This is a genomic window from Streptomyces sp. NPDC051664 (genome assembly GCF_044453545.1).
GTDB lineage: Bacteria > Actinomycetota > Actinomycetes > Streptomycetales > Streptomycetaceae > Streptomyces.
Genome location: NZ_JBITCU010000048.1, coordinates 24,685 through 39,262, shown reverse-complemented (window position 1 = coordinate 39,262; position 14,578 = coordinate 24,685). Strand labels below are relative to the sequence as shown.

10 protein-coding genes are annotated in these 14,578 nt (G+C 72.5%); 8 read left to right on the top strand and 2 right to left on the bottom strand.

Features of this window, described 5'->3' with window-relative positions; translation table 11 throughout:
- Nucleotides 1-124: 124 nt before the first annotated feature.
- Nucleotides 125-1,741, bottom strand: coding sequence for a hypothetical protein (locus ACIA8E_RS38870; protein ID WP_399306120.1), 1,617 nt, complete (start codon nt 1,739-1,741; stop codon nt 125-127).
- A gap of 37 nt (nt 1,742-1,778) precedes the next feature.
- On the bottom strand, nt 1,779-1,973 hold the full coding sequence (locus ACIA8E_RS38865; protein WP_030968886.1) for a hypothetical protein: 195 nt from the start codon (nt 1,971-1,973) through the stop codon (nt 1,779-1,781).
- A 309-nt stretch (nt 1,974-2,282) separates the two neighbouring features.
- On the opposite strand from ACIA8E_RS38865, the gene ACIA8E_RS38860 reads away from it, so the two are divergent.
- From ACIA8E_RS38860 to ACIA8E_RS38825, 8 genes are all read left to right on the top strand, one after another.
- A complete protein-coding gene (locus ACIA8E_RS38860; protein ID WP_267006263.1) occupies nt 2,283-2,675 on the top strand; it encodes an ankyrin repeat domain-containing protein in 393 nt (130 codons plus the stop codon).
- Nucleotides 2,676-2,893: 218 nt separating this feature from the next.
- Nucleotides 2,894-4,312 carry a HEAT repeat domain-containing protein gene (locus ACIA8E_RS38855; RefSeq protein WP_399306116.1) on the top strand — a complete coding sequence of 473 codons (1,419 nt, stop codon included), beginning with the start codon at nt 2,894-2,896 and terminating at the stop codon, nt 4,310-4,312.
- Nucleotides 4,313-4,453: 141 nt separating this feature from the next.
- Entirely contained in the window at nt 4,454-5,743 is a 1,290-nt protein-coding gene (locus ACIA8E_RS38850; protein ID WP_399306113.1) for a glycosyltransferase family 4 protein, read from the top strand.
- Entirely contained in the window at nt 5,740-6,903 is a 1,164-nt protein-coding gene (locus tag ACIA8E_RS38845; RefSeq protein WP_399306110.1) for a glycosyltransferase, read from the top strand. Before ACIA8E_RS38850 ends, ACIA8E_RS38845 begins: the two co-directional genes overlap by 4 nt.
- A gap of 302 nt (nt 6,904-7,205) precedes the next feature.
- Nucleotides 7,206-8,090 carry an SGNH/GDSL hydrolase family protein gene (locus tag ACIA8E_RS38840; RefSeq protein ID WP_399306123.1) on the top strand — a complete coding sequence of 295 codons (885 nt, stop codon included), beginning with the start codon at nt 7,206-7,208 and terminating at the stop codon, nt 8,088-8,090.
- A complete protein-coding gene (locus ACIA8E_RS38835) occupies nt 8,087-11,761 on the top strand; it encodes a hydantoinase B/oxoprolinase family protein (protein ID WP_399306107.1) in 3,675 nt (1,224 codons plus the stop codon). Before ACIA8E_RS38840 ends, ACIA8E_RS38835 begins: the two co-directional genes overlap by 4 nt.
- A 95-nt stretch (nt 11,762-11,856) precedes the next feature.
- A complete protein-coding gene (locus tag ACIA8E_RS38830) occupies nt 11,857-13,383 on the top strand; it encodes a hypothetical protein (protein ID WP_399306104.1) in 1,527 nt (508 codons plus the stop codon).
- Between the two features lie 229 nt (nt 13,384-13,612).
- Nucleotides 13,613-14,548 carry a hypothetical protein gene (locus ACIA8E_RS38825; protein WP_399306101.1) on the top strand — a complete coding sequence of 312 codons (936 nt, stop codon included), beginning with the start codon at nt 13,613-13,615 and terminating at the stop codon, nt 14,546-14,548.
- Nucleotides 14,549-14,578 lie beyond the last annotated feature (30 nt).

Sequence of the window (14,578 nt, the reverse complement as noted above, 5' to 3'; positions counted from 1 at the left end):
CGCGCGCCGCGGCGGGCCCCCCCGGGCCGGGGGGGGGGGGGGGGGGGCGCCCCCCCCCCCCCCCCCCCCCCCCCCCCCCCCCCCCCCCCCCCCCCCCCCCCCCCCCCCCCCCCCCCTCGTAGGCCTACTCGCTGAGCGTCAGCTGCTCGGCTGTCAGGACGTGCTCCGCCGTCAGGGCGGTTTCCGTGGGCAACGGGTCCGGACTTGTCGGTTCCGGCACCGTCGCCTCGAACGCAGTCTGTCGCGCGGGAAGCAGATCGAGCACCGCCTGCCGGTGTGCCTCGCTCGTCGCGTCGTCGTACGGGTCCGGTGTGGCCGGCACCTGGAGCCGCAGCACCGGGCCGGTGCCGAGCCGCGCGTATCCCCGGCCGGGCGGGACATCCGGTGGCGGGGTGGTGTGCGGCTCCAGGCCGAGCACGGACTCGACCTGGTCGCGTGCGCAGGGGCCGAGGACGACCCGGGCCCGGGTGTGGGTCCGTACGGTCTCGCTGAGCGTGTCCAGGGTTTCGAACTGGTCGGTCGTCACCACGGTGACATTGGCCGCCCTGCCGTGCCGCAACGGCACCTGAAGCAGTTCCTGCGGGTCGGGCCGGCCGTCCACGGCCGCGAGGTGGCCGAGGACGCTGGGCCGGTCCAGCAGGATCCAGAGCGGGCGCTTGGTGTCCTCGGGCGGGGGATGTCCCGCCTGCCGGGCCCGGTTGGCGGCGATCAGCCGCCGCTCCGTCTCGTGGGCCGCCCACTCCAGGGTGGCCAGCGCACCGGCCAGTCCGCACTCGACGGCCAGCACCCCGGTGCGTCCGGTCAGGCAGGCGTACTCGCCGGTTCCGCTGCCTTCGATGATGAGGATGTCGCCGTGCTGGAGTGCCTGCAGGGCGATGGAGCGCATCAGCGTCGAGGTGCCGCTGCCCGGCTGTCCGACGATCAGCAGGTGCGGTTCCGTGGAGCGGGCGCCGGTTCGCCAGACGACCGGGGGTGCGTCCCGGGTCTCCTCGCCGTCGGTGACCGGCACCTTTCGCTGCACCGCGCCGTCGTCGGTGAAGCCCAGCACCGTCTCCCCGGGCGTGGTGACGAAGCGCTGGGCGGCGATGGAGGTGGGCAGGGCGTCGAGGACGCTCATCACGAGCTGGTTGGCCTCCTCGTCCCAGGCGAAGTGGTACTCGCGGCCGCGGCCCGACTTGGCGTGCAGCAGCTGTTCGATCCGGATGCGGGAGGCGGCCTCGCCGTCGGTGAAGTACGCGGGGTACGCGACCTTGAGCCGGGAGACGCGTCCGTCGCCGTCGAACTCGTAACCGCTGAACGCCTTTCCCCAGTCGCCGCCGTGAGCGAACAGCGGACTCGGGTCGTCGGCCACGGAGAAGTACGGCACGAGCGCCTCGTACAGGGCCTGCAGCCGCCCCGTCTCGGTCTTGTCGGGACCGGTCTTCACCGGGGTACGCTCGCGCCCCTTCCATGCGGCGGCGCCCATCACCGCGGCCAGGGCGAGCAGGGGCCCGTACGGGATGAGCGCCACCACGAGTACGCAGGCAGCGACGAGGAACAGCGTGGGACCGCGCCGCTCCTTGGGTGTCGCGGCCCATTTCCGCCGTCCTGCACCGGCCAGCAGCCGCAGACCACGAGTGATCCTGATCAGCGGATGAAGGACGTCGGTGGCGTTGTCGGCGGCCGTGCGCGCGAGCTCGCGACCGCGAGTGATCGAAGCGCTGCCGCTGTTAAGAATGCGGGGGAGTGGTCGCCGGGCCACGTCGGTCTCCTGAAGGGTGGGAGCGGGTCGCGGGGGGTCAGAACTTGATCCCGCCCAGCAGGCCGGCCAGGCTCGCTCCGCCCGCGGTGATGCTCGGTGCGATGGCGGTGCCTGCCAGATAGAAGCCGAAGAGGGCTGTGACGAGGGCGTGCGAGGCCTTGAGGCCGTCCTTCCTGAAGAACAGGAAGACGATGACGCCGAGGATGACTACGCCTGACATGGAAAGGATCATGAGTGGTTCTCCTGTTTGGGGGGACAGTCACCATGAGTCCTTCCAGGATCACAAAAAGTATCTATAGGATAAAAGGGGCAATTGGGTGAAAGGTCATTATTTTCACTGGAACGGCCGACAGGCGGACGCGGTTCGGGCGGAACATCCGGCACGGCGCACCGTCCTGCCCTCACTCGGCGTGATCTTTGCCACGGCCGGTCCGGGGCATGTGTGCCGTGGAGCAGTAGCCTGTCGATTCACTCGTACGGCCCCCGTGCCGTACGCCCCACCCGGTCAGCAGCAGCGAGTTCATGGAAGGCGGTCCGTCCGATGAGCGAAGTCCCAGATCCCGAGGTCGTGGAACTGGCGACCAAGGTCTTCGACCTGGCGCGCCGCGGGGAGACCGAGACGCTCGCCGCGTATGTGGACGCCGGTGTGCCCGCGAACCTGACCAACGACCGGGGCGATTCGTTGCTGATGCTCGCCGCCTATCACGGGCACGCCGAGGCGGTCACCGCCCTCGTCGGCCGTGGCGCCGACCCGGACCGGGCCAACGACCGCGGGCAGACGCCGCTCGCCGGAGCCGTGTTCAAGGGGGAGGACGCGGTGATCGAGGCGCTGCTCGCCGCAGGTGCAGACCCGGCGGCCGGAACACCGTCCGCGCTGGACACCGCGCGCATGTTCGGCAAGGCCGACCTGCTGGAACTCTTCGGCTCCCGCTGAGCGGGTACGCGGTAAATGTGGTCGCGGTGACGAAATGGCTGGGTCATCATGACGTCGCGGGCCCGATTCGGGCCACCGACGAGAGGCAGAGGAAGATGGTCTACACCAAGCAGAAGACGGCGGTCGGCCGATCATGTTGCTGCGCGGCGTAGTGCCCACCCGGCACTTGGAACTGCACAGTCCCGGTTGCGTCGACAGCTTGATGTGAGGCTTTTCCCATGTTCGATCCGTTCATAGCGCCGAGCGGCACCCTGCTCGGCCTGCTGCAGAGGGGCCGCGGCGACGGCACGCTCCACGCGCTCGCCGCACCACGCGCCGAAGCCCTCGCGGCCCTCAACCACTGCGTCCTGAGCGATCCGCGTCACGACTGGCAGGTCGAGAACCGCTCCCTCTACTACGCACGTCTGTATCTCGACCTCGACGGCGGCATCGAGGAGATCGAGCAGCACCTGAGCGATCCGGACGACCACATCGACACCGACGACTCGCGGACCGGCCTGGCCCTCGCGGTCCTCGGCCACCTCGCCTCGTACGGTCGCTCCGACGCCCTGGCCCTGCTGCGGCGGTACGCGGCGACCGGCTCCAACTGGGCATGGGCCCTCGACGAGCTGGCCCTGCGCGACGACGACGCCGGACTCCGCACGCTCGCCGTGCCCGTCCTGGCCCGGTTCCCGGACACCGAGGAGGGGACCACCGAGCTCGCCGCCGCCGTACGGGACGCCTTCGAGCCCCGGCCATGGCGGCTGTGGGCGGACGATCCGCGCGAAGCGGTCGGAGCCAGGGTCAGGTCCGCCTCGGAACAGGGCTCGTTCGACCGCTGGCAGCGACAGATGCGCCCCGGCGGCCCACGCCCCGGCTGGAGCGTCCAGGCCGTCTTCGACTGGGCCCAGCAGGGACTGGACCGCGGCACCCCTCTTCACGTACCGGCCGCCCGCTGCCTCACCGCCGTCGCCGGACCCGACGACCGGCCGGTGATCGTCGAGGCTGCCCGCAGCGGCCCGGAAGGCGCCCGCTGCGCGGCTCTGCACTACCTGTCCGAAGCCAGGGACCCGGCCGTGCTCGACCTGATCGAAGTCGCGGCGGTCGGCCCCTCGCGCACGGTCGCCGACGCGGCTGTCGCCGCCTTCGAGCGGATGTGTGGCGACGCGGCAGTGGACCGGGCCCGGATCTGGGCCCGACGGCCGGACGCGCTCGGCGCCTCCGCCGCCGGTGTGCTCGCCTGCCGGGGCGACGACCAGGACGCATCCCTCGTCCTCGCCGCTCTGCGCGACGCCGTACGCGGCGAAGGGCCGGACGCACAACGCCTGTGGACCCTCGTCGACGGCACGGGCCGGCTGGGCATCGCCTGCGCCGCACCCGTCCTGCGCCACGTCTACCGGGAGACGTCCTCCTCGCATCTGCGCGGCCGGGCGGCGCGCGCACTCGCGGCCACCGACCCCTCATTCGCCACCGGCTTCGCCGTCGAATGCCTGTGGGACTGCGAGGAGACCACCCGGGAGGTCGCCGCACTCCACGCGGAGACCGGCGACATCAGGGTCGCCGAACGGCTGCGCCGACTGGCCGCCGACCCGGCCGAGGAGGCCGAGGTACAGACCGCGGTACGCAGCAGGATCGGCCCCGACACCCCGGCTGTCTGACCCGAGGCACGCACAGAAGGGCGCAGCGCTTCGGGGGAGCGCGGCGCATCCTGCCACCGGACGTCGAACGCTCACTGGACGTTCCCCGGATGGAAAGATCCAAGTCGGCCCCGTCACGTCCGGTGCGACGACAACACGGGTATGCGTGTCGTCATCGTCACCGAATCCTTCCCGCCCGATGTCAACGGCGTGGCCCACTGCACCATGCAGACCGCCCGGCACCTTGCCGCGCGTGGCCACGAACCGCTCGTCATAGCACCGGCCACGGCCGGCGCGACGGCCACATCCCGGTCCTCCGGCACTCCGTGGAGGCCACCCACCGGCAGCGACCGTGCGGGGCCGCCGGCCGCCTCCGGCTCCCCGTGGGAGCCGCCCACCGGCAGTGATCCCGCACGCCCCGCGTCCTCCTCGCCCTCGTACCCGGGTGCCTCCGGCACCTCCGACATCTTCGAATCGGCCGCGCCCTGCCCCGTGGTGCGCGTCCCTTCCCTGCCCCTGCCCGGCTACTCCCAGGTCCGGGTGGCTCTTCCGAGCCGTCGGCTGATGGCCGCTCTCACCGCCCACCGGGCCGAACTCGTCCATCTCGCCGGACCGTTCGTGCTCGGCGCACGCGGCATGGCGGCAGCCGCCCGGCTCGGGCTGCCTGCCGTGGCCGTCTACCAGACCGACCTGGCCGGCTACGCCCGTACGTACCTCGGTGCCGGCGAGAACACCGCCTGGCGCCGGATGCGCGCCGTGCACAGCGCCGCCGACCGGACCCTCGCTCCCTCCTCCGCCGCCGTCCGCGACCTCACCGAGCACGGCGTGGAGCGGGTGCGGCTGTGGCCGCGCGGCGTCGACACCGTACGGTTCCGGCCGGAACTGCGTGACGAGGCGTTGCGCCACCGTCTCGCGCCCGGTGGCGAGAAGATCATCGGATACGTCGGCCGGCTCGCCCCGGAGAAGCACGTCGAACTCCTCGCCGGAGCCTGCCGGCTGCCCGGGGTGCGGGTCGTGGTCGTCGGGGACGGCCCCAGCAGCGCATCGCTGCGAGCGGCCCTGCCCGGCGCCGTCTTCCTCGGCCGCAGGACCGGGGAGGACCTCGCCCGGCTGTTCGCCTCGCTGGACATGTTCGTGCACACCGGCCCGTACGAAACGTTCTGTCAGACCGTGCAGGAGGCCATGGCCTCCGGTGTGCCCGTCATCGCCCCGGCGGCGGGCGGGCCGCTCGACCTCGTCGACCACGGGAGGACCGGCCTGCTGGTCCCGCCGCACGACGCCGACGCGGTACAGGCAGCCGTCGGCGCACTCGCCGCCGACCCGGCTCGCGCGGCGGCCTACGGGCGGGCCGGGCGGACCATGGTCGAGGGGCGGACGTGGGAAGCCGTCGGCGATCAACTGCTGGACCACTACGACGAGGTGCTGCGCGGCCGGACGGCGGTGGCCGCATGACCGGGCGCGAGCAGGGGAAGACCATTGTCCGCCTGGCGAACTTCGTCACCCCGTCCTCCGGCGGGCTGCGCACCGCCCTGGACGAACTCGGCCGCGGCTACCTCGCGGCCGGGCACGAGCCGGTACTCGTCGTGCCCGGTGACAGCGCGAGCGATGTACGCACCGCGCAGGGCAGGGTGATCACCCTCCCGGGACCGGCGCTGCCGGGCAGCGGCGGCTATCGCGTACTGGCCGGCCGCCGCACCCTCCGGCACCTCCTCGAAACGCTGCGGCCCGACCGCCTGGAGGTCTCCGACCGCACCACCCTGCGCTGGACGGGCGAGTGGGCCCGCCGCGCCCGGGTGCCCGCTGTGATGGTTTCCCACGAGACGGCGGACGGGGTGCTCCGCACCTGGGGCGTCCCGGCCGGCGCAGCCGCGCGGACCGCCGACCGCCTCAACACCCTCAGCGCACACGCGTACACCCGGATCGTCTGCACCACGGAGTGGGCGGAGCGCGAGTTCGTCCGGATCGGCGCGCGCAATGTGGTCCGCGCCCCGCTCGGCGTGGACCTGCGGCGCTGCCGCCCCGGCCGGCGCAGCCTGGTCCTGCGTGCCCAGCACGTCCACGGCCGGTCCGTGCTCCTTGTGATGTGCTCCCGCCTCTCGGTGGAGAAACGGCCCGGCCGGGCCCTGGACGCGCTCGCCGTCCTCAACGGCCTGGGTGTGCGTGCGACGCTGGTGGTCGCCGGTGACGGGCCGCTGCGCGCGGGGCTGGAGAGCCGGGCGCGGGCGGAGCGGCTGCCGGTCGAGTTCCTGGGACATGTGCGGGACCGGGAACGGGTGGCGGATCTGCAGGCCTCGGCCGACCTCTGCCTGGCCCCCGGCCCCGCCGAGACGTTCGGCCTCTCGGCCCTGGAAGCACTGGCCTGCGGCACCCCGGTGGTGGCGAGCGCGAGCTCCGCGCTGCCGGAGGTGATCGGCGAAGCGGGAGTGGCCGCCGCGGACACCGGCGAGGCATTCGCCGCGGCCGTACAGGAGCTCCTGGCGCGCCCGGAAGCGGGGCGGCGCGCGGCGGCGAGACAACGCGCCGAACTCTTCGGCTGGGACCGCTCGGTGGCGGCGTTCCTGGCCGCCCACGAGGTGCCGGACCGGGGCGGGATACCGGGGGTGCGGGCATGACGGGGGCGGTGGTACCGGTGGCCGCGCCGGCGGCGGGGGCGACGGCCGTGCCGGTGCCAGGGGCGCCGGCGCGCGCGTCGAGCTCTGCGTCGGCTCAGGTGCCCGTGCCGGGGGCTCTGCCGGTTTCGCCCGGGGGCGTGCCGACTGCTGTGTCGGCTCGCGTATCCGTTACAGAGGCTCCGCCCTTGCTGCCGGCGTCGCCCGCGCCCGCCTCATCCTCCATAGCGGCTTCCCTCCCCGTAACGGCCGCTCCGTCCGTACCGCCCGAATCACCTGCTCAGACCGCGGCCCCCGATCGCCCGATCCGGTTCGCCGCGCTCGGGGACTCGTTCACCGAAGGTATCGGTGATCCCGTCCCCGGTGGGCGTCGCGGCTGGGCCGCGTTGCTGGCGGACGGGATCGGGAACGGCCTGCGGGGTGTCGAGTTCCGTAACTTCGCCGTCAGCGGTTCGCTCTCCAGCGACGTCCGTGACCTGCAGGCCCCGGCCGCTGCCGCCTTCCGGCCCGACCTGGCCTCCGTCGTCGTCGGCGTCAACGACACCCTGCGCCGGTCATTCGACATCCGGCTCCTCGCCCAGCGGCTGGACGAGGTCTGCGCGCTCCTGACCGGCGGCGGGGCCGTACTTCTCACGGCCTGTCTGCCCGATCCCGGCGCCGTCCTCGGGCTGCCCGCGCCGCTCGGCCGGCCGCTGGCCCGGCGGCAGAGTGCGGTGAATGCCGTGGTGCATGCGTTGTCCGCCCGTTACGGCGCCGTCCATCTGCATGCCTCGGACGGGGAGTGGGTCTCCGACCGTTCGCTGTGGAGCGCCGACCGGCTCCATCCGGCCGAGCGCGGTCATCGCACGGTGGCGGCGGACTTCCACAGGCTGCTGGCCACCCGAGGCCTGGCCCTCGGCACCCCGCCCGGTCGTGAGCCGGAACAGCCGTCGCCGAGCCGCACCGACTCGTTGCTCTGGCTGGCCACGGCGGGCACCGGATGGCTGGTCCGCCGGAGCACCGATCTGCTGCCCCAACTGTTTTGCCTGGCAGGAGCGGAGATACGGCACTGGGCGCGCGGCACGAGCGCGCAGCTGGACCGGCGGGCCGAACAGGCACTGCAGGGCGCGCTCGCCACGGTCACGTTCAGAACTCCGCCCGCCGTGCCGCCCGCCCCGTTGTCGGTGCCGCACGTCACTATGGAGGGGTGACTGGACGCTGGGAGTTCTGGATCGACCGTGGCGGAACGTTCACCGACGTGGTGGGCCGCGATCCCGACGGGCGGCTGGTCACCCGCAAGCTCCTCTCGCACGATCCGGACCGCTACCGGGACGCGGCAGTGGCCGGGATCCGTCTGCTGCTGGGCCTCGGCCCCACCGACCCGGTCCCCGCCGACCGGGTCGGCAGTGTGAAGATGGGCACGACCGTCGCCACCAACGCCCTGCTGGAGCGGCGTGGCGAGCCGACCGTCCTGGTGATCACCGAAGGGTTCGGCGACGCCCTGCGCATCGCGTACCAGAACCGGCCGCGCCTCTTCGACCGCCGAATCCTCCTGCCGGAGGCCGTCTACGAGCGGGTGATCGAGGTGCCGGAGCGGATCGACGCGCACGGCAGGACCCTCACACCCCTCGACCTGGCAGCGACGGCCGAGCAGTTGAGAGCCGCGTGGGCCGACGGATTCCGCAGCGCGGCGGTCGTCCTGATGCACGGCTACCGGCACCCCGCCCACGAGACCGCGGTCGCCGCCGCGGCCCGCGAGGCCGGCTTCACCCAGGTCAGCTGCTCCCACGAGGTGAGTCCGCTGATCAAGCTCGTACCGCGCGGTGACACCACCGTCGTCGACGCCTATCTCTCGCCGATCCTGCGGCGGTACGTCGACGAGGTCGCCGATGAACTGGACGCCGTCCGGCTGATGTTCATCCAGTCCAACGGCGGACTGCGCGAGGCCGCGCACTTCCGTGGCAAGGACGCCGTCCTCTCCGGACCGGCAGGCGGAGTCGTCGGCATGGCCCGTACGTCCGAACAGGCCGGATTCGACCGGGTCATCGGCTTCGACATGGGCGGTACGTCCACCGATGTGTCGCACTACGCGGGCGAGTTCGAGCGTGAGCTCGGCACCCAGGTCGCCGGGGTACGGATGCGCGCCCCCATGATGAACATCCACACCGTCGCGGCCGGCGGCGGCTCCGTCCTGCACTTCGACGGCCGGCGCCACCGGGTGGGACCCGACTCCGCGGGCGCCGTCCCCGGCCCGGCCTGCTACCGCCGCGGCGGGCCCCTCACCGTCACCGACGCCAATGTCATGCTCGGCCGGGTCCAGCCCACACACTTCCCCGCCGTCTTCGGACCGGACGGGGACCTTCCACCCGACGCCGATGTGGTGCGCGAGCGCTTCGGCGAACTCGCCGACGACGTGGCCCGGGCCACCGGAACGCGACGCACCGCCGCCGCGGTCGCCGCCGGCTTCCTGGAGATCGCCGTGCTCAACATGGCGAACGCGGTCAAGAAGATCTCCGTGGAGCGCGGCCACGACATCACCCGCTATGCCCTCACCTCCTTCGGCGGCGCCGGCGGCCAGCACGCCTGCGCCGTCGCCGACGCGCTGGGCGTCGACACGGTCCTCGTACCGCCGCTGGCCGGGGTGCTGTCGGCGTACGGCATCGGTCTTGCGGACGCGACCGCCATGCGCGAACAGTCGGTCGAGGCGGAACTGGACGACGAGGGGACCAGGACCCGGCTGGGAGAGCTCCACGACGACCTGGCCGCCCGCACCCGCGCCGAACTGCGCGCCGACGGCCTCGCGGACGATGTGATCAGCACGCACGCCCGGGTGTACCTGCGCTACGCGGGCACGGACGCGAGCCTGCCGGTCGACCTGGACACCGCGCCCGCGATGAAGGAGGTGTTCACCACCGAGCACCGCGCCCGCTACGGGTTCACCATGGACCGACCGCTGCTTGTCGAGGCGGTATCGGTCGAGGCGACCGGCGCGGCCGGCCGGCACGTGCCGCACCCGGTGGACCGGAGGGCCGGTCAGGGCGCGCCGCAACCCCATGACACGGTGCGGATGTTCGCCGACGGCCGATGGCAGGACACTCCGCTCCACCGGCGCGAGGCCCTGCACCCGTCGGACACCGTCACCGGTCCCGCCGTGATCGCGGAGGCCGACGCCACCACCGTCGTCGATCCCGGCTGGCAGGCCACCATCGGCGACCTCGGCCATCTGCTGCTCACCCGGGTCCGACCGCGCCCCGGCCGGACCGCGATCGGTACGCGCGTGGACCCCGTCATGCTGGAGGTGTTCAACAATCTCTTCATGTCGATCGCCGAGCAGATGGGCGTACGCCTGGAGAACACCGCCCACTCCGTCAACATCAAGGAGCGGCTCGACTTCTCCTGTGCCCTGTTCGACGCGGACGGCAACCTGATCGCCAACGCCCCGCACATTCCGGTGCACCTCGGCTCGATGGGGGAGTCCATCAAGGAGGTGCTCCGGCGCAACGGCACCACGATGCGCCCCGGCGACGTGTACGCCATCAACGACCCGTACCACGGAGGTACGCATCTGCCCGATGTGACCGTCGTGACGCCGGTGTTCGACGGACACGAGACATCCGGCGGCGGTCGCGCCGGGCCGCGGTTCCTGGTGGCATCGCGCGGCCACCACGCCGAGATCGGCGGCATCACCCCCGGATCCATGCCCGCCTTCAGTCGAACCATCGACGAGGAAGGGGTGCTGTTCGACAACTGGCTGCTGGTGAGGGACGGCACATTCCGTGAGGCCGAGACCCGCGAGCTGCTCACCGGCGCCGCATACCCGTCCCGCGATCCCGACACCAATCTCGCCGACCTGCGCGCCCAGATCGCCGCCAACGAGAAGGGCATCGCCGAACTGCGGCGCATGGTGGACCAGTTCGGCGCCGAGGTCGTCGACGCGTACATGGGCCATGTGCAGGACAATGCCGAGGAGTCCGTTCGCCGGATCATCGCGGAGTTGCACGACGGTTCGTACCGCTACGAGACCGACAACGGCGCCGTGATCGAGGTCGCGCTGACCGTGGACCGTGACGCCCGCAGCGCCGTCGTCGACTTCACCGGCACCTCACCGCAGCAGCCCGGGAACTTCAACGCCCCGAAGTCCGTCGTCATGGCCGCAGTCCTGTACGTCTTCCGGACCCTGGTCGCCGACGACATCCCGCTCAACAGCGGCTGCCTCAAACCCCTGGAGGTCAGGGTCCCGGAGGGCTCGATGCTGGCACCCGTCCACCCGGCGGCCACCGTCGCGGGCAACGTGGAGACCTCCCAGGCCGTCACGGGCGCGCTGTACGCGGCGCTCTCCGTCCAGGCGGAGGGCTCGGGCACCATGAACAACCTGACCTTCGGCAACAACCGTGTCCAGTACTACGAGACGGTGGCCAGCGGCTCGGGCGCGGGCGACGGCTTCGACGGCACCGACGCCGTGCAGACCCATATGACCAACTCCCGTCTCACCGACCCCGAAGTCCTCGAATGGCGCTACCCGGTGCTTCTGGAGAGCTTCCGGGTACGCGACGGCAGTGGGGGAGCGGGCCGGTGGCACGGCGGCTGCGGGGTGGAGCGCAGACTCCGGTTCCTCGCACCCATGACGGTGGCGCTGCTCTCCGGACATCGCCGCGTCCCGCCGTACGGCATGGCGGGCGGCGAACCGGGCGCGCTGGGCAGCCAGCACATCGAGCGTGCCGACGGCGGGAGAACGGCCACCCCGCTGAAGGGCTGCGATACGGCCGATCTGGCGCGAGGCGACGTGCTGGTCCTGCGCACTCCGGGCGGCGGAGGGTACGGAGCCGGGGAGCGCGGGAACACGTCGGCGCCGGAGCCGGAACGACCGCCGCAGCGTGGCTGAGCGACCGTGTTGTGCGGTCCCGGCCGACGGTGGGGGAACCGGTAGCTTCTGCGCCGTTTCGACCGTTGTCAGTGTGAGGACCTAATCTGTGCAGCGTGACTTCGCCTGCCTACACGGACAACGCTGCGCCCCAGCTCAGCGCGGGGCCGCGGCCCGCCCCGGGCCCGGCCGCCGACGAGGGGCTGTCGCGACGGCTGCGCGCGCTCGCCTGCACGGCGCCGCTGCACGACCTCGACGTGCGCAAGGCGAATCTGGCCGGTGAGTACACGGTCTACGCGATGGCGGAGGTCGCGCTCGCTGCGATCGACCAGGTCACGCTGCACATGGACTTCGACACGGGCGCCGACCACGATCAGATAGTGGCCAAGCTGCTCCCGCGCGTCGCCGCCCAGGCCCCGCGCCGCCCCGTGGCGGAGCACGAGCGCGTCGCCCGCTGGGTGCTGGAGAACCTGATCAATGTCGGAAGCGTGGACCGTGGCTTCCGCGCGGTGTACGGCACTTTCGGCCCCGACGGGGTGTATGTCCGCAGGGACTACGACTTCAAGCTGATCGAAGAGGTCCCCGGTTACGGCGGCAGCGTCTATCTCAGGGCGACCGACGAAGCGGTCAACGTCCTGGTCGGCGCCCTCGACACGGACGTCACCAGCGCCCAGATCGCCGCCGAGGTGAAACTGGAGGTCCTGATCAGCCGGGGCCGCCTCGCCGATGCGCAGCTCGCCGCCGAACAGGCCCGCTATCGCACCGTGCAGTACGCGGAGACGCTCCGCAGGACGCTGGAAGCGACCCGGCGCAACGTCAGGGCCGTCGACTGGCTCAACGCCGTGCCCGACATGATCGCCGAGGCACTGGACCACGTGGCCGACCGCTACCGCCACGAGAATGCGATCCTCACCAACATCCGCAAGGCCAGGGACGAGGCGGAGGACCCCGAGCACAAGCGTCGCGCCGCCGAACTCGTCGACATAGTCAAGGACTGCATCCGCCGTCACACCCAGCTGCAGTCCCGCCTGCTGGAGGCAGGACCGCTGTTCCGTGCCGAGCAGGACCGGCAGGCGTTCGCCACCCCCACGGCCAGGACCGGCCTCGACCTGTACGGCCAGCTGGTCGCCCCGCTGCTGCCGCTCCCCGTCGAACAGGCCACTCGCGTCACCGACGCGTTCTTCGCCCACGGCACGGGGTTGCGCACGCCCACATCCGTACGGATGGGTGACCTGGTCGACATGCTGCTCACCCCGCCCCTGGAGCGTGAGCATCTGGGCGCCGAGATGCCCGAGCCGGATCTGATCGCCACCCCGGACGACAGCAGGTTCAGCGAGGAGCAGCTGGCGAGCGCGATGAATCTCCTCGATCTGGAGCACGACGCACCGCGCCGCCTCTCCGGACTCCTCGCCGAGGCCCGGCGGAGCGATCCGGACCTGCCCTATCTGGTCGCCCTGCTTGCGGTCCACGCCGCATCCCCGCCGGTCGGCACGGCCTACCGGCAGGGCGAGCGGCGCCTGCTGTTCGCCGTGGACGACGGGACCGAGCTCGACGACCCGGAGTTCGGCGGCGCGGACCTGATCGTGGGCATGGCCCTGCTGGACGCGGCCGGTATGGCCGCGGACCGCTCGGAGGCGTCATGAGCGGGCCGCGGCGCCGGGGCCGCCCCGGCTTCCACCCTGGTCACCGGCGATCCGGTCCCGGCCACCGCCACGCCTGCTCCGGTCGCCGGAGATCCGCGCCCGGCCACCGCCGAGCCGGGGCCGGCGCCCCTCTGCGCACGGTCCGGCCCGCACCGTTCCCGACGGAAGCCGGCAGAGCCCGCGCCGTCCACCCCGTACCACTGATCTTCCGCACCGAGGAGCGACCGTCGTGAGCGACCACCGCGCAGAGCACGCCGACGCGTGGAGCGAGCCGACCGCCGGGTACGCCACCGTCGGGTACGCGCCCGACGGCAATGCCGCCCACGAGACCGCGACGCCCGCCGCCGTCACGCCGGCCGACGCGGCCGACGCGGCCCGGCTCGTCGCCTTCGGGCTGCAGCCCAAGCTGCTGCCCGCCCGCGACGCCGAATACGCCGAGCTGCTCCGCCGCTACCGGGAAGAGACCACCTTCGCCCGGCTGGCCGACGCCGTGGCCACCGGACTCGGTCTCGTCGTCCTGGAGGTGTCCACCCGGGCGGGAATGGCCGTGACGGCGGGCGAGGACTCGGTCTTCGCCGTTCGCATGGGCGACTACGCCCGCCGCGCCTCGTCCGACTCCGCCGACCGCTTTCTGCACGGACTGGCCCACCTCGCCGTCGCTGCCATGGCCTTCCCGCGCCCCGAGGACCTCGCCGACGACGCGTACATCGGCCGGATCACGGTCAACGGCATCGACGCGTTCGTACGCCAGGCCTGCCACCGCCTGGAGGAGCGTGCCGAGGAACACGGCGACAACACCGACCCGGCGACCGACGCCCCCGGACTGGAAGCGGCCTGGCGGATCTACGCCCGGCGCAGCGCCACCGGTGCGACGAAGGACGCCCGGCGGCTGGCCGGCTCCACCACCGGCATCGTCGGCAAGGCAGTCGCCTTCCTCACCGACTCCGGCTTCCTCCAGCGCACCGGGGACGACGCCGGGGGCGCCTTCCGCACCACGGCCCGCTACCAGCTGCAGGTCCGCGACATGGCGGGCGCCGCCGCCATGGCCGAACTGCTGGAGCTCGGCGTCGTACCCGTCACCGACGGAACGGCGACGCTGCTGCCGCCGCCCGACGGCGACGACCTGGAGCTGGCGGCCGACGCCGGTCTGCCCTTCCACGCCTGAGCACCCCCACCGCCGCCCCACTCCCGCTTT